The organism is Citrobacter sp. Cpo126 (assembly GCF_030332445.1).
Classification (GTDB): Bacteria; Pseudomonadota; Gammaproteobacteria; order Enterobacterales; family Enterobacteriaceae; genus Citrobacter; species Citrobacter portucalensis.
In genome coordinates, this window is record NZ_JAOWHT010000037.1 from 153543 (window position 1) to 172771 (window position 19229).

19 protein-coding genes are annotated in these 19229 nt (G+C 50.0%); 11 read left to right on the plus strand and 8 right to left on the minus strand.

Features of this window, described 5'->3' with window-relative positions; translation table 11 throughout:
- Positions 1-69: 69 nt before the first annotated feature.
- The 3 genes from OGY17_RS17425 (at position 70) to OGY17_RS17435 (ending at position 3667) form a co-directional block, all read left to right on the plus strand.
- Complete coding sequence (locus OGY17_RS17425) at positions 70-1455, plus strand: O-antigen ligase family protein (protein WP_008786472.1); 1386 nt, start codon at positions 70-72, stop codon at positions 1453-1455.
- Complete coding sequence (locus tag OGY17_RS17430; RefSeq protein WP_003827303.1) at positions 1452-2489, plus strand: glycosyltransferase family 9 protein; 1038 nt, start codon at positions 1452-1454, stop codon at positions 2487-2489. Before OGY17_RS17425 ends, OGY17_RS17430 begins: the two co-directional genes overlap by 4 nt.
- 71 nt (positions 2490-2560) lie before the next feature.
- The gene (locus OGY17_RS17435; protein WP_020996055.1) at positions 2561-3667 is read left to right on the plus strand and encodes a glycosyltransferase family 9 protein; all 1107 of its coding nucleotides are present in this window, start codon (positions 2561-2563) and stop codon (positions 3665-3667) included.
- A 60-nt stretch (positions 3668-3727) separates the two neighbouring features.
- On the opposite strand, the gene rfaC is transcribed toward OGY17_RS17435, so the two are convergent.
- The 3 genes from rfaC to rfaD are packed head-to-tail and all read right to left on the minus strand — an operon-like array spanning position 3728 to position 6675.
- The gene (gene rfaC / locus OGY17_RS17440; RefSeq protein WP_008786470.1) at positions 3728-4690 is read right to left on the minus strand and encodes a lipopolysaccharide heptosyltransferase RfaC; all 963 of its coding nucleotides are present in this window, start codon (positions 4688-4690) and stop codon (positions 3728-3730) included.
- A gap of 3 nt (positions 4691-4693) precedes the next feature.
- The gene (gene rfaF, locus OGY17_RS17445; RefSeq protein ID WP_008786469.1) at positions 4694-5740 is read right to left on the minus strand and encodes an ADP-heptose--LPS heptosyltransferase RfaF; all 1047 of its coding nucleotides are present in this window, start codon (positions 5738-5740) and stop codon (positions 4694-4696) included.
- Positions 5741-5742: 2 nt separating this feature from the next.
- Positions 5743-6675, minus strand: coding sequence for an ADP-glyceromanno-heptose 6-epimerase (gene rfaD / locus OGY17_RS17450; protein ID WP_003827312.1), 933 nt, complete (start codon positions 6673-6675; stop codon positions 5743-5745).
- 214 nt (positions 6676-6889) lie between these two features.
- Between rfaD and kbl the strand changes: the two genes are divergently transcribed.
- The gene (gene kbl / locus OGY17_RS17455) at positions 6890-8086 is read left to right on the plus strand and encodes a glycine C-acetyltransferase (RefSeq protein ID WP_286607916.1); all 1197 of its coding nucleotides are present in this window, start codon (positions 6890-6892) and stop codon (positions 8084-8086) included.
- Positions 8087-8095: 9 nt separating this feature from the next.
- Positions 8096-9121, plus strand: coding sequence for an L-threonine 3-dehydrogenase (gene tdh / locus OGY17_RS17460; RefSeq protein WP_204558677.1), 1026 nt, complete (start codon positions 8096-8098; stop codon positions 9119-9121).
- Positions 9122-9173: 52 nt separating this feature from the next.
- Here the strand turns inward: tdh and OGY17_RS17465 are convergent, their stop codons facing one another.
- Entirely contained in the window at positions 9174-9860 is a 687-nt protein-coding gene (locus OGY17_RS17465) for a lipopolysaccharide core heptose(II) kinase RfaY (RefSeq protein WP_008786466.1), read from the minus strand.
- A gap of 484 nt (positions 9861-10344) precedes the next feature.
- On the opposite strand from OGY17_RS17465, the gene OGY17_RS17470 reads away from it, so the two are divergent.
- A complete protein-coding gene (locus OGY17_RS17470; RefSeq protein ID WP_060682948.1) occupies positions 10345-11379 on the plus strand; it encodes a glycosyltransferase in 1035 nt (344 codons plus the stop codon).
- Here the strand turns inward: OGY17_RS17470 and OGY17_RS17475 are convergent, their stop codons facing one another.
- From OGY17_RS17475 to gpmM, 3 genes are read right to left on the minus strand one after another with little or no spacing between them, the layout of a single operon-like run.
- On the minus strand, positions 11380-12315 hold the full coding sequence (locus OGY17_RS17475) for a divergent polysaccharide deacetylase family protein (protein WP_286607920.1): 936 nt from the start codon (positions 12313-12315) through the stop codon (positions 11380-11382).
- 3 nt (positions 12316-12318) lie between these two features.
- Complete coding sequence (gene envC / locus OGY17_RS17480) at positions 12319-13578, minus strand: murein hydrolase activator EnvC (RefSeq protein WP_286607956.1); 1260 nt, start codon at positions 13576-13578, stop codon at positions 12319-12321.
- A gap of 33 nt (positions 13579-13611) precedes the next feature.
- Complete coding sequence (gene gpmM / locus OGY17_RS17485) at positions 13612-15156, minus strand: 2,3-bisphosphoglycerate-independent phosphoglycerate mutase (RefSeq protein ID WP_057066896.1); 1545 nt, start codon at positions 15154-15156, stop codon at positions 13612-13614.
- 249 nt (positions 15157-15405) lie between these two features.
- On the opposite strand from gpmM, the gene OGY17_RS17490 reads away from it, so the two are divergent.
- The 5 genes from OGY17_RS17490 to cysE all read left to right on the plus strand — a co-directional run bounded on the left by OGY17_RS17490 (position 15406) and on the right by cysE (position 18573).
- A complete protein-coding gene (locus tag OGY17_RS17490) occupies positions 15406-15837 on the plus strand; it encodes a rhodanese-like domain-containing protein (RefSeq protein ID WP_003024148.1) in 432 nt (143 codons plus the stop codon).
- 52 nt (positions 15838-15889) lie between these two features.
- Positions 15890-16141: a glutaredoxin 3 gene (gene grxC / locus OGY17_RS17495; RefSeq protein ID WP_003024152.1), complete on the plus strand. Its 252-nt coding sequence runs from the start codon at positions 15890-15892 to the stop codon at positions 16139-16141.
- Positions 16142-16187: 46 nt separating this feature from the next.
- Positions 16188-16655, plus strand: coding sequence for a protein-export chaperone SecB (secB, locus tag OGY17_RS17500; RefSeq protein ID WP_003024155.1), 468 nt, complete (start codon positions 16188-16190; stop codon positions 16653-16655).
- A complete protein-coding gene (gpsA, locus tag OGY17_RS17505) occupies positions 16655-17674 on the plus strand; it encodes an NAD(P)H-dependent glycerol-3-phosphate dehydrogenase (RefSeq protein ID WP_008786462.1) in 1020 nt (339 codons plus the stop codon). The genes secB and gpsA overlap by 1 nt, the downstream gene beginning before the upstream one ends.
- 77 nt (positions 17675-17751) lie before the next feature.
- Complete coding sequence (gene cysE / locus OGY17_RS17510; RefSeq protein ID WP_003024160.1) at positions 17752-18573, plus strand: serine O-acetyltransferase; 822 nt, start codon at positions 17752-17754, stop codon at positions 18571-18573.
- Positions 18574-18754: 181 nt separating this feature from the next.
- Here the strand turns inward: cysE and trmL are convergent, their stop codons facing one another.
- Positions 18755-19228 (minus strand): tRNA (uridine(34)/cytosine(34)/5-carboxymethylaminomethyluridine(34)-2'-O)-methyltransferase TrmL, encoded by a 474-nt coding sequence (gene trmL, locus OGY17_RS17515; RefSeq protein WP_032945354.1) that lies wholly within the window; start codon positions 19226-19228, stop codon positions 18755-18757.
- Position 19229: the final 1 nt, after the last annotated feature.

A 19229-nucleotide genomic window follows, 5' to 3' on the forward strand; every position in this document is an offset into this window, starting at 1 on the left:
TCATACTATGTCTCTTCTTGCATTTTTTATTTATAAATATGTGTCAGGTTTTGTTTCAATAGGGTTTATATGAATTCAAATACACAAACGCAAGCCTCATGTAAAGGTATTGCAGTTTATTTGTTGTTAATTTCATTTTGTGTTCTATGTTTTATCTGGCCTATCCAGAACTCAATTTTACCAACTAATAGAAATCTCTTTATATACTTAAGTACGGCATTAGTGCTATACTTTTACGTCCGTAAAAAATATGTATCTATTGAGCTTAGTCGACTGGCAAAATATGCTGTCGCTTTAATTCTTATTTTTCTCGTGTTTACACTGGTCAATGGGTTATTTGTTGCAATTGATGTGGGGAAAATGTTGCGCGGTTGGCAGGGACAATACCTGCGTGCGGGGCTATTATTCTTTGTTGGACTCTTTTTATATCCAATCTGTAAGTATCATTTTAAATATATAACTGCCAATAAGGTATTGTCTTTAGTTGTTCTGTGTTCGCTAGGGGTGATATTTATTCACCTGCTGCAGAATATCTATTTTTATATCAAGACGGGAACGATACTCTGGGGTGAGACGTGGATTGTGCCAACTCGCACCGAGATGAGCTTTCAGATAAACATGGTTACGGGAATTTTACTGGCAGAACTTGCCTGTCGACTGTTCCTTGGCCGTAAATATCTTATTTTCAGCAACAAATTGATGGCTGCCTTTATTTTGCTGTGCTTCATCTGTTCAGCATTAGCGAAGACCCGCTGGGGCACTATTGGTCTGATTGGTAGTACGATTTCTATCTGCGTATTTATTGCCTTAAAAGCGATTAGCCGAAAGAACTTGCCGAAGCTCTGTCTGGCTGCACTGGTCGTTACGATAGTAGTAGGCATTATAGGCTACACTTCCTGGCATCAGGACTCCCGCTGGAAAAGCCTAAGCATGGATATGGTTGCTGGTTGGGATCTGGGTATGCACAGTCGTTGCTATAACGGTTTTGATGGCCCGTTGATGCAGGACAGCACTGGACGCATCATGGATGACTCGAATAGCTGCCGGGCATCGTTCTTCCGTCAGGGGAGCGAACTGATCGCTGAATATCCTTTTGGTGCGGGTCCGCGAAAAGATGCATTCTTAGTGCTTATGCAGGAAAAATATCACGACCCTATTATTCAGCAATCTAACAGCCATTACGGGTTGATTGATGTCGCGCTTCAGAACGGTGTCCTTGGGCTTATCAACTGGCTGGCATTCGTCATGTTGATGATCCTTATTGGCTGGCGTGCATTCTCTCGTGATTTAATAATTCCGGGTCTGTACTTGTCTCTTTTAACGGTGAGCTTCTTGTTCCGTAGTGGTGTAGATAACATGATGCGCGATCACTACCTTGAGCAAAACCTTGCGTTATCAGGTTTAATGCTGGGTCTGATCTTTACGAGTAATAAAATATCACGGGCTAAAAAATGAAAGTTTTAATTATTCGTAGAGATAATATTGGCGACTTGATACTGACAACGCCGCTGATCTCGACTATTGCAAAAGACATGAATTGTAAAGTTGATTTGTTGGTTAACACCTACAATCAATCGATTATCGAAAATAATCCTCATGTAGGTAAAGTTTTCTTATACAGCAAGCTGCACCACCGTTCTAAAGGTACATCTAGCCTTAAGGTATTGTTTCAGCGCCTGAAGACGATTATCGATCTGCGTCGTGCTAAATATGATGTCGCGATTATTGCCAAAGAGCATTGGGATAAACGACCTTTACAGTGGGCAAAATTAGCGGGTGCTAAAAGAATTATCGCTATTGGTAATGACTGCCCGGACATTGTCACCGATGCCATTCCTGAAACTCAGGAGCAGCTTCATCTGGTCAATTTATTGAATAGATTAACGGGACCGCTAGGCTGTACTTCTAAACCAGGTCCGCTGGAGCTGTATGTCACACCCCAAGAACTGGCTGATATAAAAGCAAAGATAGAATTTCCACAGGATAATTTACCTGTTTATGGGTTGCAGATAAGTTCCCGAAGAGAAGAACAACAATGGCAAAAAGAAAAGTTTGTTGAGCTTGCGCATAAACTTGCAGCCATACAGGCGTGCCATATTATGTTATTCTGGTCTCCAGGAAAATCAGATAATAAATTACATCCCGGTGATGATGATAAGGCTGATTTTATCAGCGCGCAATGTGCCGATCTGCCGATTATTCCAGTAAGAACGAATAGCGTTCGTGAGCTGATGGCCGGTATGTCACTATGCGATCAGATTGTGACTAGTGACGGCGGTGCCTTGCATATTGCTGCTGGGGTGCGCAAACCAGTGGTGGCGTTGTTCGGCAACAAGGCTGCATGGCTATGGACGCCATGGGGTGTGCCGTACGAAATGCTGCAAGGAAAAGATTATGATGCTCGCAATATTAGCGTCGATGATGTATTTACGCGGTTTGTAAGTCTGCAGGAGCAAGTGCGTAAAAATACCGCAATGGATGAAGCATAAGTTTACTTATTGCTATAGATAAGTTGATATATTGATCCCTGTCTGGCGATAGATTAAATGGGTTTTATTTAATGATTAGAGCATTGAGAAAAAAAATTCAGCTATTACTGGTTAATCTTTTTTTAATGATATACACCCGTAAGAAAGATTTTTCTTTTAGTCAGCAAGAATTTGAAAATCAGGATAAAAATCAGCTGAAGAATATCCTGATTTATTCTTCAACGGCGCTGGGTGATTTCATGATGAACTCTCCAGCAATTCATGCGCTCCGCCAGACATATCCTTCTGCGACAATCACCCTGATTTGCCACAAAAAGATGTATGACTTCCTCAAAGGGGGGAGTGACTGGGACGATCTTATCTCATGGGATAATAAGCTCACCACCCTCCCGGCATTGGTTAAAGAGATCAAGAAACGTGGAACGCCAGACCTGACGGTAATTCTTCACTCACATACACCTTACGATTTCCTTAGCGCCATTATTGCTGGCACAAAGTATGTCTTTGTGGATAACGATAAGCAGGACATCCCACTCGTAAGTAAATGGGCAACCAACAGAATCAGTAAATTCGTTGGGCATACTATTCAGCGAAAGCTGGAGCTTATCATGCCGTTGCTGAATGAAAAGCCAGACAACAGTATGCACCTGCCGTTTCCTGTCGAACGTACGATGAGCGAGGAAGATTCAAAGCTGCGCTGGATTGGTTTTCAAATGGGAGCATCATCCTTTAAGAAATGCTGGCCTGTTGAGCGATTTGTCACTTTCGCAAACCAACTTTTTGCCCATGATGATGTGCGTGTCGTCCTGATTGGCGCGCCGAATGAAGTGCCTCTGCAGGACGAATTTTTGCAAAAGCTGGATAGCCGCTTTCATGACCGCGTAAAGCCACTTATCGGTAAAACGACGCTTAAAGGGTTGATTCAGGAAGTGAAGAATATGGACCTGCTGGTAACATCTGATACAGGACCTATGCACCTTGCCGTGGCAATGCGGGTACCGACGGTGAGTATGTATGTGATCACCTCACCCTATCTTTATGGCCCCTATCAGGACCCTCAATTGCACAAGGTGGTTTACAAAGCCTATACGACGCTGGATGAAATTAAGTATCGTTCAGCGCTAGAGAAGGTGAGTTGCGAAGAGATCATGGCGCATGTAAAACCATTCCTGCAGTAAGCTTACCGATGCTCTGCATGTTCTGATAAGCGTGCAGAGCACCCGTCCCGAGTCGGGGGATTATACGTCGGACGGTAGGTGTGTTAGTACTTGCTGAGCGGTGAGTAACGACAGTTTTCCTTCCGGAGCAATGCACGTTAACTGATTCTTACCGTAGCCACCAATGAGCCCTGGGTCGGTGGGACCATACAGCGTAACGTTTGGGCGATTGAGCGCGGCGGTCAGATGACTAAGGCCTGTATCAACCGAAACTACAAATTTAGCACCGGCGAGGATACGCGCAATTTCCTCAAGACTCATCCTTGGCAATACATCGACATTATCAAATCCTTCCGCAATTCTTCTTGCTCTTTCCTCTTCATGCGCTGCTCCCCAGGGAAGTTTAATGCGAATCCCTGTCTTCGGTATCAGCGTAATAAGGTCCCGCCAGTGCGCTTCTGTCCAATGCTTATCATCTCGCGTGGTCGCATGTAAAAATACAGCGTAGGGCTGCGAATTAGACGTTTGCTGTTTTACAAAATGCTGCGCAATCGCGTAATCACCCTGCAACTGCGGTTTAGCATACCCCAGGCTTTTGGCGAACAATTCACGGGTACGTTCCACCGCGTGCTGCTGTTTGGCTATGTGATGTTTGCGATTATAAAACAGACTTGCCAGCGGTTCGCGGGCTGTGCTCCAGTCCATACCATGCTTGATGCCACGTGCCAGACGTGTCACCAACGCGGCGCTTTTAACTAAACCCTGAGCATCGATTATTGCGTCATAATGCTGTAAACGCACCGCATCGTGAAACGCTTTACGCTCGGCTTTAATCGGCGCTGAAAACCAGGCTTTACGCCAGCGACGGATCGCTACTGGAATAACCCGGTCAACAGCTGAATGCCAGGAGGGGATTTGAGCGAACCCTTCTTCCACCACCCAATCAAATTGAATACCCGGAATAGCCTGCTGCGCATCGGTTAATGCGGGCAACGTATGCAGTACATCGCCCATAGACGACGTTTTAACGATCAGAACCCGCATCCGTCAGGCTTCCTCTTGTAACAACAGGTCGTTGAGTTCTTCCAGTACGCGCTGGGGTGTGATGTCAATCAGGCTCTGGTGATAGCCTTCTGCCGCATCGCCCTTACGCACTTTGTGATACCCCGTAATCAGGCGAATGACACGTGCCTTGTGGGAAAGCGGGGGCGTAAAATCCGGGCTGCTTGGACCATACAATGCGACCAGTGGACGGTTCAGTGCTGCGGCCACGTGCATTAATCCAGAATCGTTGGTGACGACCGCTTTGCAGGCGGCGAGCAGAATGACGGCCTGTTCCAGCTGTGTTTCGCCCGCCAGATTACGGCACCAGGCTTGCTGTTCTGTGCTCAGCGTTGCCAGGATCTCATTGCCAGCTTCATGGTCTTTTGCTGAGCCAAACAGCACAATCTGATGGCCTTCATCGATCAACTGCTTCGCCAACTCTGCGTAGTGGTAATGTGGCCAGCGTTTTGCTGGACCAAATTCCGCACCTGGGCAAAAACCGATGATGGGGCGTTCGGCTGAAAGGGAAAACTGACTACAGGTCAGTGATTTCTCGCCTTCGCTGACCTGCAACTGTGGCCATAGCAGAGGCTGCGGCAAATCTTTGGCCGTCAGCATCACGCCTTTATCATAAGCCAGAGCCACATAGCGCTCGACCATCAGTGGCCATGCGTCTTTATCCAGTACGCGCGCATCGTTTAGCAGGCCGTAGCGCATCTCGCCACGCCAACCGGTACGATGGGGAATACCCGCAAAGAACGGCACCAGAGCGGATTTAAACGAGTTAGGCAGCACATAAGCGCGGTCATAGCGCTTCTCACGCAGGCTGAGGCCGAGTTTACGGCGCTCGCCGATCTCCAGCGCGCCGTGCCCCAACGGCATGGCGATAGCTTCGTTGACTTCTGGCATGCGCGACAATAACGGACGGCACCATGCAGGTGCCATCACGTCGATTATCGCCTGGGGATAGCGCGCCTTGAGCGTGCGATAGAGACTTTGCGACATCATCATGTCGCCCACCCAAGATGGGCCAACCACCAAAATTTTCATACTTACGCGTCGCGGTTCAGCCAGGCCATATATTCCGTGACGCCTTCGGCGACGGTTTTAAACGGCTTGTCATAGCCCGCTGCGCGCAGGTTCGTCAGATCTGCCTGGGTAAATGCCTGGTAGCGGCCTTTCAGTTTTTCCGGGAATGGAATGTACTCAATGCTGCCTTTTTTGTGGTACGCCAGCGTAGCATCGGCAACCGCCTGGAAAGATTCCGCACGACCTGTACCGAGGTTAAAGATGCCGGAAACCCCGTTTTCCAGGAACCACAGGTTTACCGCAGCCACGTCGCCTACATAAACGAAATCACGTTTGAAGTTTTCACTGCCTTCAAACAGTTTTGGCGTTTCGCCATTGTTAAGCTGGGTGTTGAGGTGGAAAGCAACGCTTGCCATGCTGCCTTTGTGGCCTTCACGCGGTCCGTAAACGTTGAAATAGCGGAAGCCAACAATCTGAGAATTGGCTTCTGGCAGGATCTGACGCACGTACTCGTCGAACAGGAATTTTGAGTAGCCGTAGACGTTCAGCGGTTTCTCATATTCACGGGATTCGATGAAATCAGAAGTGCGACCGCCGTAGGTGGCGGCAGAGGACGCGTACAGGAACGGGATTTCACGCTCCAGGCAGTAGTGCAGTAGCTCTTTGGAGTATTGATAGTTGTTGTCCATCATATACTTGCCGTCCCACTCGGTGGTGGAAGAGCATGCGCCTTCGTGGAAAATCGCTTCGATATCGCCGAAATCTTCCCCGGCCATAATCTGGATCAGGAAGTCTTCCTTGTCCATGTAGTCAGCAATATTCAGATCCACCAGGTTAACAAACTTGGTGCCGTCTTTCAGGTTGTCCACCACCAGGATGTCGGTGATACCTTTATCATTCAGGGACTTAACGATGTTGCTGCCGATAAAGCCCGCGCCGCCGGTAACGATGATCATAAATGTAACCTTTGAATTATGGAGTCAGAGACAATCTCAGACACGAATACTTCTATCATATCACTACATGGCTTAGGCTTCAGCCATTCACCGATAAGCCGTGCGGGTACACGTGATTTATGCTTCATTTTGAAGAAGTGATGATGCGTCATCTCGTATCAACGTATAGCTTTGGGTAATATGTGCTGAAATTTGCCCAGTCTGGAGAATTGAAATGCGTGGGGATTTTTACAAACAGTTAACGAACGATCTCGAAACCGCACGTGCGGAAGGATTGTTTAAAGAAGAACGCATTATTACATCTGCCCAGCAGGCGGATATTACCGTGGCGGATGGAAGCCACGTTATTAACTTTTGTGCGAACAACTATCTGGGACTGGCTAACCATCCGGAACTGATTGCAGCGGCAAAAGCGGGTATGGATTCTCACGGATTTGGTATGGCTTCGGTTCGCTTTATTTGCGGTACCCAGGACAGCCATAAGCAACTGGAGCAAAAACTGGCGGCATTCCTCGGTATGGAAGATGCCATCCTTTACTCTTCCTGCTTCGACGCCAACGGCGGCCTGTTTGAAACGCTGCTGGGCGCAGAAGACGCAATTATTTCCGATGCCCTGAACCACGCTTCTATCATTGATGGCGTGCGTCTGTGTAAAGCAAAACGTTTCCGTTACGCCAACAACGATATGGTGGAACTGGAAGCCCGCCTGAAAGAAGCGCGTGAAGCGGGCGCTCGTCATATCCTGATCGCCACCGATGGCGTGTTCTCTATGGATGGCGTTATCGCTAACCTGAAAGGCGTTTGTGACCTGGCGGATAAATACGACGCGCTGGTCATGGTTGATGATTCTCATGCGGTCGGCTTTGTCGGCGAAAACGGTCGTGGCTCCCATGAATACTGTGATGTGATGGGCCGTGTGGACATCATCACCGGTACGCTGGGTAAAGCACTCGGTGGCGCATCCGGCGGTTACACCGCAGCGCGCAAAGAGGTTGTTGAGTGGCTGCGTCAGCGTTCCCGTCCGTACCTGTTCTCCAACTCACTGGCTCCAGCGATTGTTGCAGCCTCCATTAAAGTGCTGGAGATGGTCGAGGCTGGCAACGAGCTGCGCGATCGCCTGTGGGCGAACGCACGTCAGTTCCGTGAGCAAATGTCTGCCGCAGGCTTTACGTTAGCGGGTGCGGATCACGCGATTATCCCGGTCATGTTGGGTGATGCGGTTGTAGCGCAGGCGTTCGCCCGTGAACTGCAAAAAGAGGGGATTTACGTTACCGGATTCTTCTATCCGGTGGTTCCAAAAGGCCAGGCGCGTATTCGTACCCAGATGTCTGCGGCGCATACCCCTGAGCAGATCACGCGTGCTGTTGAGGCGTTCACACGCATTGGTAAACAACTGGGCGTTATTGCCTGAGGATGTGAAATGAAAGCGTTATCCAAACTGAAAGCGGAAGAGGGCATTTGGATGACCGACGTTCCTGAACCGGAAGTCGGCCATAACGATTTGCTGATTAAAATCCGTAAAACAGCCATCTGCGGGACTGACGTTCACATTTATAACTGGGATGAATGGTCGCAAAAAACCATCCCGGTACCGATGGTCGTTGGGCATGAATATGTCGGCGAAGTTGTTGGCATCGGCCAGGAAGTTAAAGGCTTTAAAATCGGCGATCGCGTTTCAGGCGAAGGTCATATCACCTGCGGGCATTGCCGTAACTGCCGCGGTGGGCGTACTCACCTGTGCCGCAATACGACCGGTGTCGGCGTAAATCGTCCTGGCTGCTTTGCAGAGTACCTGGTGATCCCGGCATTTAACGCGTTTAAAATTCCGGACAACATCTCCGACGACCTGGCGTCTATTTTCGATCCGTTCGGTAATGCGGTGCACACGGCGCTGTCGTTTGATCTGGTTGGGGAAGATGTGCTGGTTTCCGGTGCGGGTCCAATCGGAATTATGGCAGCGGCGGTCGCGAAGCACGTTGGCGCACGCCACGTGGTGATCACCGACGTTAATGAGTATCGCCTTGAGCTGGCGCGTAAAATGGGTATCACCCGCGCGGTCAACGTGTCGAAAGAGAATCTGACCGACGTGATGGCTGAACTGGGTATGACCGAAGGGTTTGATGTGGGCCTGGAGATGTCCGGGGCGCCGCCAGCGTTTCGCACCATGCTGGACACCATGAACCACGGTGGCCGTATTGCTATGCTGGGTATTCCGCCATCTGATATGTCAATCGATTGGACCAAAGTTATCTTTAAAGGACTGTTTATTAAAGGTATCTACGGTCGTGAGATGTTTGAAACCTGGTATAAAATGGCTGCACTGATCCAGTCTGGTCTGGATTTGTCGCCGATCATCACCCATCGATTCTCCATCGATGAATTCCAGCAGGGCTTTGACGCGATGCGTTCAGGCCAGTCAGGGAAAGTGATCCTGAGCTGGGATTAGTATTAAGCCGGTAAGAATGAATAGCCAGATATGATTAATATCTGGCTATTTTTTACTTGCCGCGAATTTTTCGTGAAAGTCGGCGAAGCTTTTCTTTCAATAAAATCAGGTTATAAACGAAGCCATGACCCTGAATATCGATATTGTATTTATTCCGGAGCGTGAGGATATCGTTCGCCTGGCATATTTTCATAATGCCTTTGCATGAAAGATCGATAATTTTAAGTTCACCTGATGACGTTCTAATAAAATTCCCAGGGTGAATATCATTCGATGCAAGACCTGCATTGTGAAGCTTAATAATACAGTCTTTCACCTCTTCGGCATTACTTTCATTGATATCGGCAAGGGGTTTACCATCAATGTATTCATGCACGGTTGACACTTCAACACATTGACGAAAGTGACATTTTTCGGCAACGTAGTACAGGTCTGCAGTACAGGCGCGTTGCTCTGGAGTTAAGCGTGCCAGTCGTTTAATCATATGTGAATAAAAGGGCCCGGAAATAAAGTTTAGCGCTTTTTTTTCAAAGCGATTGTCTATTTCACGGTCGTTCTTGACAATAAACTTTTTATTTTCATATTCGACAAGATGGACGCTGCGAAAGCCATTTTCAGCATTCAGTTGTTTCCCTTTTATTTCATTATTTGATACTTTTTCCATCAACAAAGGGAAATTAATTTTTTCTTTCTTGAAATAAACATTAAAGTCATTTAATTCAGCCTTACTAATGTTCATTAAATTCGCCTTCGTATATTAATCTGTTGTGGATAGTTATGCTCTGTATTATACAAAATTGTATCGACGGTGGTTAGTTAATACATGCTTTTATGTAAAAGGCACACAAAAAACGGTGTTATGTTCTATCTAATTGAAAGTAATTGATTAATTGTTTTACGTTATGAAAATTTCATGACTTAAAGCATCAATGTAGTAAGAGTGCTTTGGTCATCATTACATTTGCACTGTTCATTTTGTGATAGAGATCAAGTTAGTATAACAAAATCCTTTGTCATACACAGGTAACAACTAAGTTAGCTATTTGTGCTGTTTTTTGTTTCTCGGACGTGTAAGTAAATAGGTTATCAATCTAGCTAATATAAATTTATAGGAATGCTGGCCTATTTCTCTGGAAATTGTACCTCTTGCTAAGCCTTAATAATATCTTAATAATCGGGTGATAGAGTAACGACAATCCCATAGATTAGATGATTACCCTACGATGAAAAGTAAATATAAATTAAGCGTTATTATCCCGTTATATAATGCCGGTAGTTACTTTCGTGACTGTATGGAGTCGTTAATTGCGCAGACCTGGAAAGATCTTGAAATCATTATTGTAAATGATGGTTCTACGGACTGTTCAGTCGATATTGCGCAATACTATGCGGAAAAATATCCCCATGTTCGGCTGCTGCATCAGGCCAACCAGGGTGTCTCTGTCGCGCGAAACCTTGGCCTGGATGTCGCTGTGGGGGATTACATCGCATTCGTTGATGCCGATGATGAAGTCTATCCGGAGATGTATGAGACATTGATGGGAATGGCCTTGCATGACAACCTTGACGTTGTACAAAGCAACGCAGACTGGAGTTCGCGGGAAACATCCCGAGTCTGGGTATCCATTCCAACAGATCGTCTGCGCTCTACCGGTATTCTCTCCGGCCCAGACTGGTTGCGTATGGGGCTTGCTTCGCGCCGCTGGACGCATGTTCTCTGGATGGGGGTATATAGAAATGACCTCATTAAAGAACACAATATAAGATTTATCCCTGGGTTACATCATCAGGATATCATGTGGAGTACGGTTTTTATGTTTAATGCCACTCGTGTGAAATATACGGAAAAACCATTATATAAATACTACCAACACGATGGCTCAATTAGCCACATGAAGCGGCAGGGTGAAGCGAATTTAAACTATCAACGGCACTATATAAAGATCACTCGCCTGCTGGACGAACTTAATCATAGCTATGCTAACCGCATCACTATCCATCCTGAGTTTAAGCAACAAGTGATTTATGAGGGACTGCGAGTATGTCATTGTATTCGTAAAGAACCCGATCCACAGATCCGCCAGCGCATGATTGCTGAAGTATTTGTATCGGGTATGTTCAAGCGTATGGTGAGTAATATCTGCAGCGTTAAGCTGGGTTATCAGGTGCTGTTGTGGGCTATCCGTTTTAGCCAGTGGCGCGATAAATCATTGACGCCGCGCCGCCTGGCCCATTTAACGCTGGATAGTAAAGACTGATTATTGCCAGCCCTGCCACTGCAGGCGCATATACTGCACCAGCGTGCTTTGGGTGATGCTTTCGCCGAGCACGCTGAAGAAGCGGCTGGCGTACACCGGCTCTAACGGCTGTTTCGGTTTGCATAATTTCACCCCGCGGAAAGGATTACGTGGTGCATCAGGCGTACCGTTCTTCGGTGGTGTGAGGCTTGGTCTGGAGGTATCCACCTGTGGTTCATTGAGCAAGCTGCTTGGGCGAACCAGCGTGATGTCGGCTGGCAGGCTATACAGCATCTGCTGCAGAACGCGAACCGTAGACGGGTGAGGGTGGCCAATGGCGATTGCGGAACCGTTGCGGCGCGCAAGCTCGACGGCACGATTAAACTGACGGCGAATATCGGCTTCATTTTGCGTGTCATCCAGGAAGACTTTGCGTTTGATGACCTTCACACTGGTTCCTGACGCTGCGCGCATTGCCTGGCTGTTACCGATGGTCATGCTGTCCAGGAAGTAGAGGTCGTAGCGTTCCAGCGCCTGCATCACCTTCTGCATGCCGAACAGGCTGGAGGTCATCGCGCTGCCCATATGGTTGTTCAGACCGACCGCATTCGGTACTTTGCTTACCGCGTCGCGAATAATCCGCTCAATCTCTTCGCTGCTCATTTCAGGGCGTAACGTGTCTTTCTCTAACGGCTGCTTGCTCAGCGGCGCCATTGGCAGATGGATTAAGACTTCATGCCCGCTGTTATGCGCTTTGATTGCCATTTCACGCGCATGTGGGGCGTTAGGCAGAACGGCAACGGAGATGGTAGAAGGCATCGCCAGTACCTGGTTTTCAGTGTGTGGGCGATAGCCGAAATCATCAATGACGATGGCGAGTTTGCCAGCAAATACAGGTGTTGCGAAGGCCAGCAGACTGGCGAGAGAGAGTAGTAGACGACGAAATTGTTGTGGCAAAACTTATCTTCCCAACCACGGCTGTGGATTGACCGCCTGACCCTGGCGACGAATTTCGAAATAGAGTGCCGGCCTGCCCTGACCGCCGCTGCTACCCACAAGTGCTATAGGCTGCCCGGCGCGAACCTGCGTACCGACGCTGACCAGTGCGCTCTGGTTATAACCGTACAGGCTCATATCGCCTTTACCGTGTTCAACGACGACCACCAGGCCATAGCCCTGCAGCCAGTCCGCCAGAATGACGCGACCATCGGCAATGGCTTTAACTTCGGTGCCCTCGGATGCACCAATAACCATACCCTTCCAACGTAGCTCACCCTGCAGCTGTTCGCCATAACGATGTAGAGTTGGACCACGAACGGGCCAGAATGTCTGACCGCGCGGCGAACCTAAACCGCCGGTACGCGACATCAGTGATTTTTCACTTTCGGTCGGTTTATAGGTTGAGCCTTTTCGTGACGCATCCTTCTGCTTATCACGTACGGCCTGCGCCTCGCGCGCTTCACGTTCCGCACGCGCTTTGGCCGCGGCTTCGGCGCGAGCAATGCTGTTGCGCAGACGGGATTCGTTGGCGCGCATTTCGCCCAGTTGCTGTTGACCCTGTTGAATCGATGATTCCAGACTCGAAAGTGTTTTCTGGCGTTCGTTACGTGCCTGTTCCAGCTTAGCCTGCTGAGCGCGCTGTTCGTACAGTAGCGTCTGCTGTTCGCTCTGCTTATCTTCCAGCTCGGCTTTTTGCGAGTCGACCTCTTCGCGGGTTTGTTTCAGCTGCGCGATGGTTTCCTGTCGCGCCTGGTTCAGGTAGCCGAAATAGGCCTGCAGGCGTTGCCCACGCTGGCTTTCTTCACCGCTAAGAATGAGCTGAATGCCTGTGTGTTCGCCCTGGCGAAAAGCTGCGTCGAGTTGGGCTGCCAGGCTGCGTTCTTGCGCGGCCCGCTGTTTTTCCAGCTTCGCGAGTGCTGCGTTCATCTCTGCGATTTGCGCATTCAGCTGCGCCAGTGAGTTTTGCGTTTCGCGCAACTGCCTTGCGGCAACGGCGATGGCTTGTTCCTGAGCTTTAAGCTGAGCGAGGAGGGTGGCGCGTTGTTGTTGCTGTTGGCGTACCGCGCGTTCTTTTGCCGCGATATCAGCCTGAATAGATTTGAGCTGGTCGCGTTCGTCCGCGTGGGCGGAAAAGGCGCACAGCAATACGCCAGCGCTAAGCGCGCTGGCGTAGAACAAGGGCCTGACTGAAAACTTACGCGGTTTCACGGCCCGAGTGATGGTATTAATCGCCTTTCCCCTCATGGGGAGGGATTATTCCACGATGAACAGCGGCTTACCAGTCATCTCTTGCGGGATTTCCATACCCATCAGCGTCAGCATCGTCGGGGCGATATCAGAAAGTTTGCCGCCTTCGACTGCTTTAACGTTCTTACCACCGACATAAATCAGCGGAACGGGCAGGTTGGTGTGCGCAGTGTGCGCCTGACCGGTGGACGGATCGCGCATCTGCTCTGCGTTACCGTGGTCCGCGGTGATCAGCAACTGGCCGCCAACGGATTCAACCGCTTTCGCGACCTGTTCAACGCAGTGATCCAGCGCTTCAACCGCTTTAACCGCTGCTTCCATCACTCCGGTATGACCAACCATGTCGCCGTTCGGGTAGTTACAAATGATGGTGTCGTATTTTCCGCTCTCAATCGCCGCAACCAGTTTTTCGGTCAGCTCAGCAGAGCTCATCTCCGGCTGCAGATCGTAGGTCGCAACTTTCGGTGAGTTGATCAGGATGCGGTCTTCGCCTTTGAATGGCTCTTCTACGCCGCCGTTGAAGAAGAAGGTCACGTGCGCATATTTTTCGGTTTCGGAAATACGCAACTGCGTTTTGTCGTGCTTCGCCATCCACTCGCCAAGGGTGTTAGCCAGAGATGCTGGTGGGTAAGCAACCGCAGTTTTGATGTCGGCCGCGTATTCGGTCAGCATCACAAAGTTGAGGTTAACGACTTTCTTACGGGCGAAGCCGTCGAAGTCAGCGTTAACAAACGCACGAGTGATTTCACGCGCACGGTCAGCACGGAAGTTCATGAAAATCAGCGTATCGCCGTCTTCCATGGCGGCTTCAGCCTGGCCTTCAGCACGGATCACGGTCGCTTTCACGAATTCGTCGTTTTCGTCGCGGGCATAAGCAGCCTGCAGGCCTTCAACCGCCGTAGCGAACTGGAACTCGCCTTTGGCCAACGTCATCAGGTCATAAGCCTGTTCAACGCGATCCCAACGGTTGTCACGGTCCATCGCGTAGTAACGACCGATGATGGACGCTACGCGGCCTTTGCCCAGTGCGGCAAATTTCTCTTCGAATTTCTGCAGTGAATGTTCAGCGCTGCGCGGCGGGGTATCGCGGCCATCAAGGAAAGCGTGCAGATAGATTTTTTCCGCGCCGCGTTCAGCAGCCATTTCTACCATCGCCATGATGTGATCTTCGTGGCTGTGAACACCGCCTGCAGAGAGCAGACCCATGATGTGAACCGCTTTGCCGCTATTTTTTGCCTGGTCGACCGCATTGGTCAGTACCGGGTTAGCGAAGAAAGTACGCTCTTTAATTTCTACATCCAGACGGGTCAGGTCCTGATACACGATGCGGCCCGCGCCCAGGTTGACGTGACCGACTTCGGAGTTGCCCATCTGGCGATCGGGCAGGCCAACTTCCAGGCCAGACGCATCAATCAGGGTATGCGGACGTTTTGCCCACAGGGCATCCATTACCGGGGTTTTAGCACTAAAAATGGCGTTATCCTGGCTGTCTTCGCGATAGCCGTAGCCATCCAGAATCACCAGTACCATAGGTTTTTTAGAAACCGACATTGCGACAACCTCACACTTAATAGATAAAAAATAATTGCGTAATTTTACTACAGCTGAATCGATAAAGTAGCCCCGGAAGATCAAATAATCGACCAGAGCGCGCCGCAGAAGGCGTGGTTTTAGGTTTTTTTTTCCGTAGCGCCCCGCAAAAATGCAATCCAATGCACGCTCTGGCTGTATTTGCGCCAACGCGCAGGTATACTCCTTTCCTGGTTTTTTTAATCACTGAGTCGGGAGTTGTTACCCCCCATGCAAGAAATTATGCAATTTGTTAGTCGCCACCCTGTATTGAGTATCGCCTGGATTGCGTTACTGGCGGCTGTATTATTTACCACGTTTAAGAGCCTGACTTCCAAAGTGAAGGTGATTACGCGCGGAGAAGCCACACGTCTCATCAATAAAGAAGACGCCGTTGTCGTGGATTTACGTCAGCGCGACGACTTCCGCAAAGGCCATATCGCAGGCTCCACTAACCTGCTGCCGAGCGAAATCAAAGCCAACAACTTTGGCGAACTGGAAAAACACAAAAACAAACCTGTGATTGTGGTTGATGGTTCAGGCATGCAGTGCCAGGATTCAGCAACTGCGCTGATCAAAGCCGGTTTTGAGCAGGTGTCTGTACTGAAAGATGGCGTAGCGGGCTGGAGTGGTGAGAATCTGCCACTGGTTCGCGGCAAATAATTTACCCGTCTTCTTTCATGCCGCAGGGTAAAAAGAACACTGGAGATAAGTCATGGCCAATATTGAGATCTATACCAAAGCAACCTGCCCGTTTTGCCATCGCGCAAAGGCGCTCCTGAACAGCAAGGGTGTGAGTTTCCAGGAGCTTCCGATTGACGGCGATGCCGTGAAGCGTGAAGAAATGATCAAGCGCAGTGGCCGTACTACGGTTCCGCAGATTTTTATTGATGCACAGCACATTGGTGGTTGTGACGACTTGTATGCGTTGGATGCGCGTGGTGGACTGGATCCACTGCTGCGTTAAGGCGTACCGAAGTATTTAAAGGACAACACTAAAGGGTTTTCTCAACATGTCAGAACAAAATAACACTGAAATGGCTTTCCAGATCCAACGTATTTATACCAAGGATGTGTCTTTCGAAGCGCCAAATGCACCGCATGTTTTCCAGAAAGATTGGCAGCCAGAGGTTAAACTGGATCTTGATACCGCATCTACCCAACTGGCAGATGACGTGTATGAAGTAGTGCTGCGTGTCACCGTAACGGCTTCCCTGGGTGAAGAAACTGCGTTCCTGTGCGAAGTTCAGCAGGGCGGTATTTTCTCCATCAGTGGTATCGAAGGGACTCAGATGGCGCATTGCCTGGGCGCATACTGCCCGAACATTCTGTTCCCGTATGCCCGCGAATGCATCACCAGCCTGGTTTCACGCGGTACGTTCCCGCAACTGAACCTTGCGCCGGTCAACTTTGATGCGCTGTTCATGAACTATTTACAGCAGCAGGCTGGCGAAGGTACTGAAGAACATCAGGATGCCTGATGAACCAAAGTAATGCTTCAATGACTGTGATTGGTGCCGGCTCGTACGGCACCGCTCTTGCCATCACCCTGGCAAGAAATGGCCATCAGGTTGTCCTGTGGGGCCATGATCCTAAACATATCGCGACTCTCGAGCACGATCGCTGCAACGTCGCGTTCCTTCCTGATGTGCCTTTTCCCGACACGCTGCGCCTGGAAAGTGATTTAGCCACTGCACTGGCCGCCAGTCGTAATATTCTGGTGGTGGTGCCGAGCCACGTCTTTGGCGAAGTGCTGCGTAACATCAAACCATTGATGCGTCCTGACGCACGACTGGTCTGGGCGACAAAAGGTCTGGAAGCGGAAACAGGGCGTCTGCTGCAGGACGTCGCGCGTGAAGCGCTGGGGGACTCAATTCCACTGGCGGTTATTTCCGGCCCGACGTTCGCCAAAGAGTTGGCTGCGGGCATGCCGACGGCGATTTCTCTGGCCTCGACGGACGACACCTTTGCTGACGATCTCCAGCAGTTGCTGCACTGCGGCAAAAGCTTCCGCGTATACAGCAATCCGGATTTCATTGGTGTACAGCTTGGCGGTGCGGTGAAAAACGTCATTGCCATTGGTGCGGGGATGTCTGACGGCATCGGTTTCGGTGCGAATGCACGAACCGCATTGATCACCCGTGGGCTGACCGAAATGTCTCGTCTTGGTGCGGCGCTGGGGGCCGATCCTGCCACCTTTATGGGGATGGCGGGTTTAGGCGATCTGGTGCTGACCTGTACCGACAACCAGTCGCGCAACCGTCGTTTTGGCATGATGCTCGGCCAGGGGATGGACGTGCAGGGTGCGCAGGACAAAATTGGCCAAGTGGTTGAAGGCTATCGCAATACGAAAGAAGTTCGTGAATTGGCGCACCGTTTTGGTGTTGAGATGCCAATAACCGAGGAAATTTATCAAGTATTGTATTGCGGAAAAAACGCGCGCGAGGCAGCATTGACGTTATTAGGCCGTGCACGCAAGGACGAGCTGAGTCGCCACTAGCTGTAAGGAACTGTTGAATATAACGACCCGATCCGCGAAGAACGGATCGGTCGTTTTGCTACCTTCTGGAGTACGCAATGCCGTGTGAAGAACTGGATATCGTCTGGAAAAACATTAAAGCGGAAGCCCGGGCACTGGCGGAATGTGAGCCAATGCTGGCCAGTTTTTACCACGCAACGCTGCTCAAGCATGAAAATCTCGGCAGTGCGCTAAGCTATATGCTGGCGAATAAACTCGCTTCTCCAATCATGCCCGCCATTGCGATTCGCGAAGTCGTAGAAGAGGCCTACGCGGCCGATCCTGAAATGATTGCCTCAGCGGCCTGCGATATTCAGGCAGTACGCACGCGTGACCCGGCTGTCGATAAATATTCCACTCCACTGCTGTATCTGAAGGGCTTTCATGCGCTTCAGGCCTACCGTATCGGTCACTGGCTGTGGCATCAGGGGCGTCAGGCACTGGCGATCTTCCTGCAAAATCAGGTGTCCGTTACCTTCCAGGTAGATATTCATCCGGCGGCAAAAATTGGCCGTGGGATTATGCTCGATCACGCCACCGGCATTGTGGTTGGTGAAACCGCGGTGATTGAAAACGACGTCTCTATTCTGCAATCCGTCACGCTGGGCGGGACCGGTAAAGCCGGCGGTGACCGCCACCCGAAAATTCGTGAAGGCGTGATGATCGGCGCGGGAGCAAAAATTCTCGGCAACATTGAAGTCGGGCGCGGCGCGAAGATTGGCGCAGGTTCGGTCGTGCTACAGCCCGTACCGCCGCATACCACCGCCGCAGGCGTACCGGCGCGCATCGTCGGTAAGCCAGATAGCGATAAACCGTCTATGGATATGGATCAGCATTTCAACGGGATTCATCATACTTTCGAATACGGCGATGGAATCTGATTTCGAGCTATCTTACTTGTCATCTTGAACCCGGGCTGTGCTCGCCATCCTCACGTACTACGTGTACGCGCAGGTCGGCAAGTGCAGTCCGTGTCCAACCTGACTGCGCCGATAACGCTCGAAAAATAACGGTAAATTCTTTCGTAGGTCGGATAAGGCGTTAGCCGCCATCCGACAAAAATCAACTACGCAATACCGCGCCGGGATAACCTAACTGGCGCCAGGCCTCATACACCACCACCGACACCGCATTCGACAGGTTCATGCTGCGACTGTCCGGCATCATCGGAATACGAATTTTTTGTTCGGCAGGCAGCGCGTCGAGGATGCTGGCTGGCAGACCGCGAGTTTCCGGGCCAAACATCAGATAATCCCCATCCTGATAGCTTACCGCGCTATGCGCTGGCGTACCTTTGGTGGTCAGGGCAAACAGACGTTGCGGATTTTCTGCGGCGACGAAGGCGGCGTAATCAGGGTGGCGTTGCACGGCGGCAAATTCATGGTAATCCAGCCCCGCGCGACGCAGGCGCTTGTCGTCCCAGGTAAAGCCCATTGGCTCAATAATATGCAGACGAAAGCCGGTGTTGGCGCAAAGGCGAATAATATTGCCGGTATTTGGCGGGATTTCTGGTTCGAATAAAACGATGTTTAGCATG

Coding starts and splice junctions, on each gene's coding strand:
- secB (WP_003024155.1), top strand. CDS start 16,188: ATGTCAGAACAAAATAACACTGAAATGGCTTTCCAGATCCAACGTATT.
- OGY17_RS17490 (WP_003024148.1), top strand. CDS start 15,406: ATGCAAGAAATTATGCAATTTGTTAGTCGCCACCCTGTATTGAGTATC.
- OGY17_RS17430 (WP_003827303.1), top strand. CDS start 1,452: ATGAAAGTTTTAATTATTCGTAGAGATAATATTGGCGACTTGATACTG.
- grxC (WP_003024152.1), top strand. CDS start 15,890: ATGGCCAATATTGAGATCTATACCAAAGCAACCTGCCCGTTTTGCCAT.
- rfaC (WP_008786470.1), bottom strand. CDS start 4,690: ATGCGGGTTCTGATCGTTAAAACGTCGTCTATGGGCGATGTACTGCAT.
- OGY17_RS17425 (WP_008786472.1), top strand. CDS start 70: ATGAATTCAAATACACAAACGCAAGCCTCATGTAAAGGTATTGCAGTT.
- trmL (WP_032945354.1), bottom strand. CDS start 19,228: ATGCTAAACATCGTTTTATTCGAACCAGAAATCCCGCCAAATACCGGC.
- tdh (WP_204558677.1), top strand. CDS start 8,096: ATGAAAGCGTTATCCAAACTGAAAGCGGAAGAGGGCATTTGGATGACC.
- OGY17_RS17470 (WP_060682948.1), top strand. CDS start 10,345: ATGAAAAGTAAATATAAATTAAGCGTTATTATCCCGTTATATAATGCC.
- OGY17_RS17435 (WP_020996055.1), top strand. CDS start 2,561: ATGATTAGAGCATTGAGAAAAAAAATTCAGCTATTACTGGTTAATCTT.
- gpsA (WP_008786462.1), top strand. CDS start 16,655: ATGAACCAAAGTAATGCTTCAATGACTGTGATTGGTGCCGGCTCGTAC.
- rfaD (WP_003827312.1), bottom strand. CDS start 6,675: ATGATCATCGTTACCGGCGGCGCGGGCTTTATCGGCAGCAACATCGTT.
- kbl (WP_286607916.1), top strand. CDS start 6,890: ATGCGTGGGGATTTTTACAAACAGTTAACGAACGATCTCGAAACCGCA.
- cysE (WP_003024160.1), top strand. CDS start 17,752: ATGCCGTGTGAAGAACTGGATATCGTCTGGAAAAACATTAAAGCGGAA.
- gpmM (WP_057066896.1), bottom strand. CDS start 15,156: ATGTCGGTTTCTAAAAAACCTATGGTACTGGTGATTCTGGATGGCTAC.
- OGY17_RS17465 (WP_008786466.1), bottom strand. CDS start 9,860: ATGAACATTAGTAAGGCTGAATTAAATGACTTTAATGTTTATTTCAAG.
- rfaF (WP_008786469.1), bottom strand. CDS start 5,740: ATGAAAATTTTGGTGGTTGGCCCATCTTGGGTGGGCGACATGATGATG.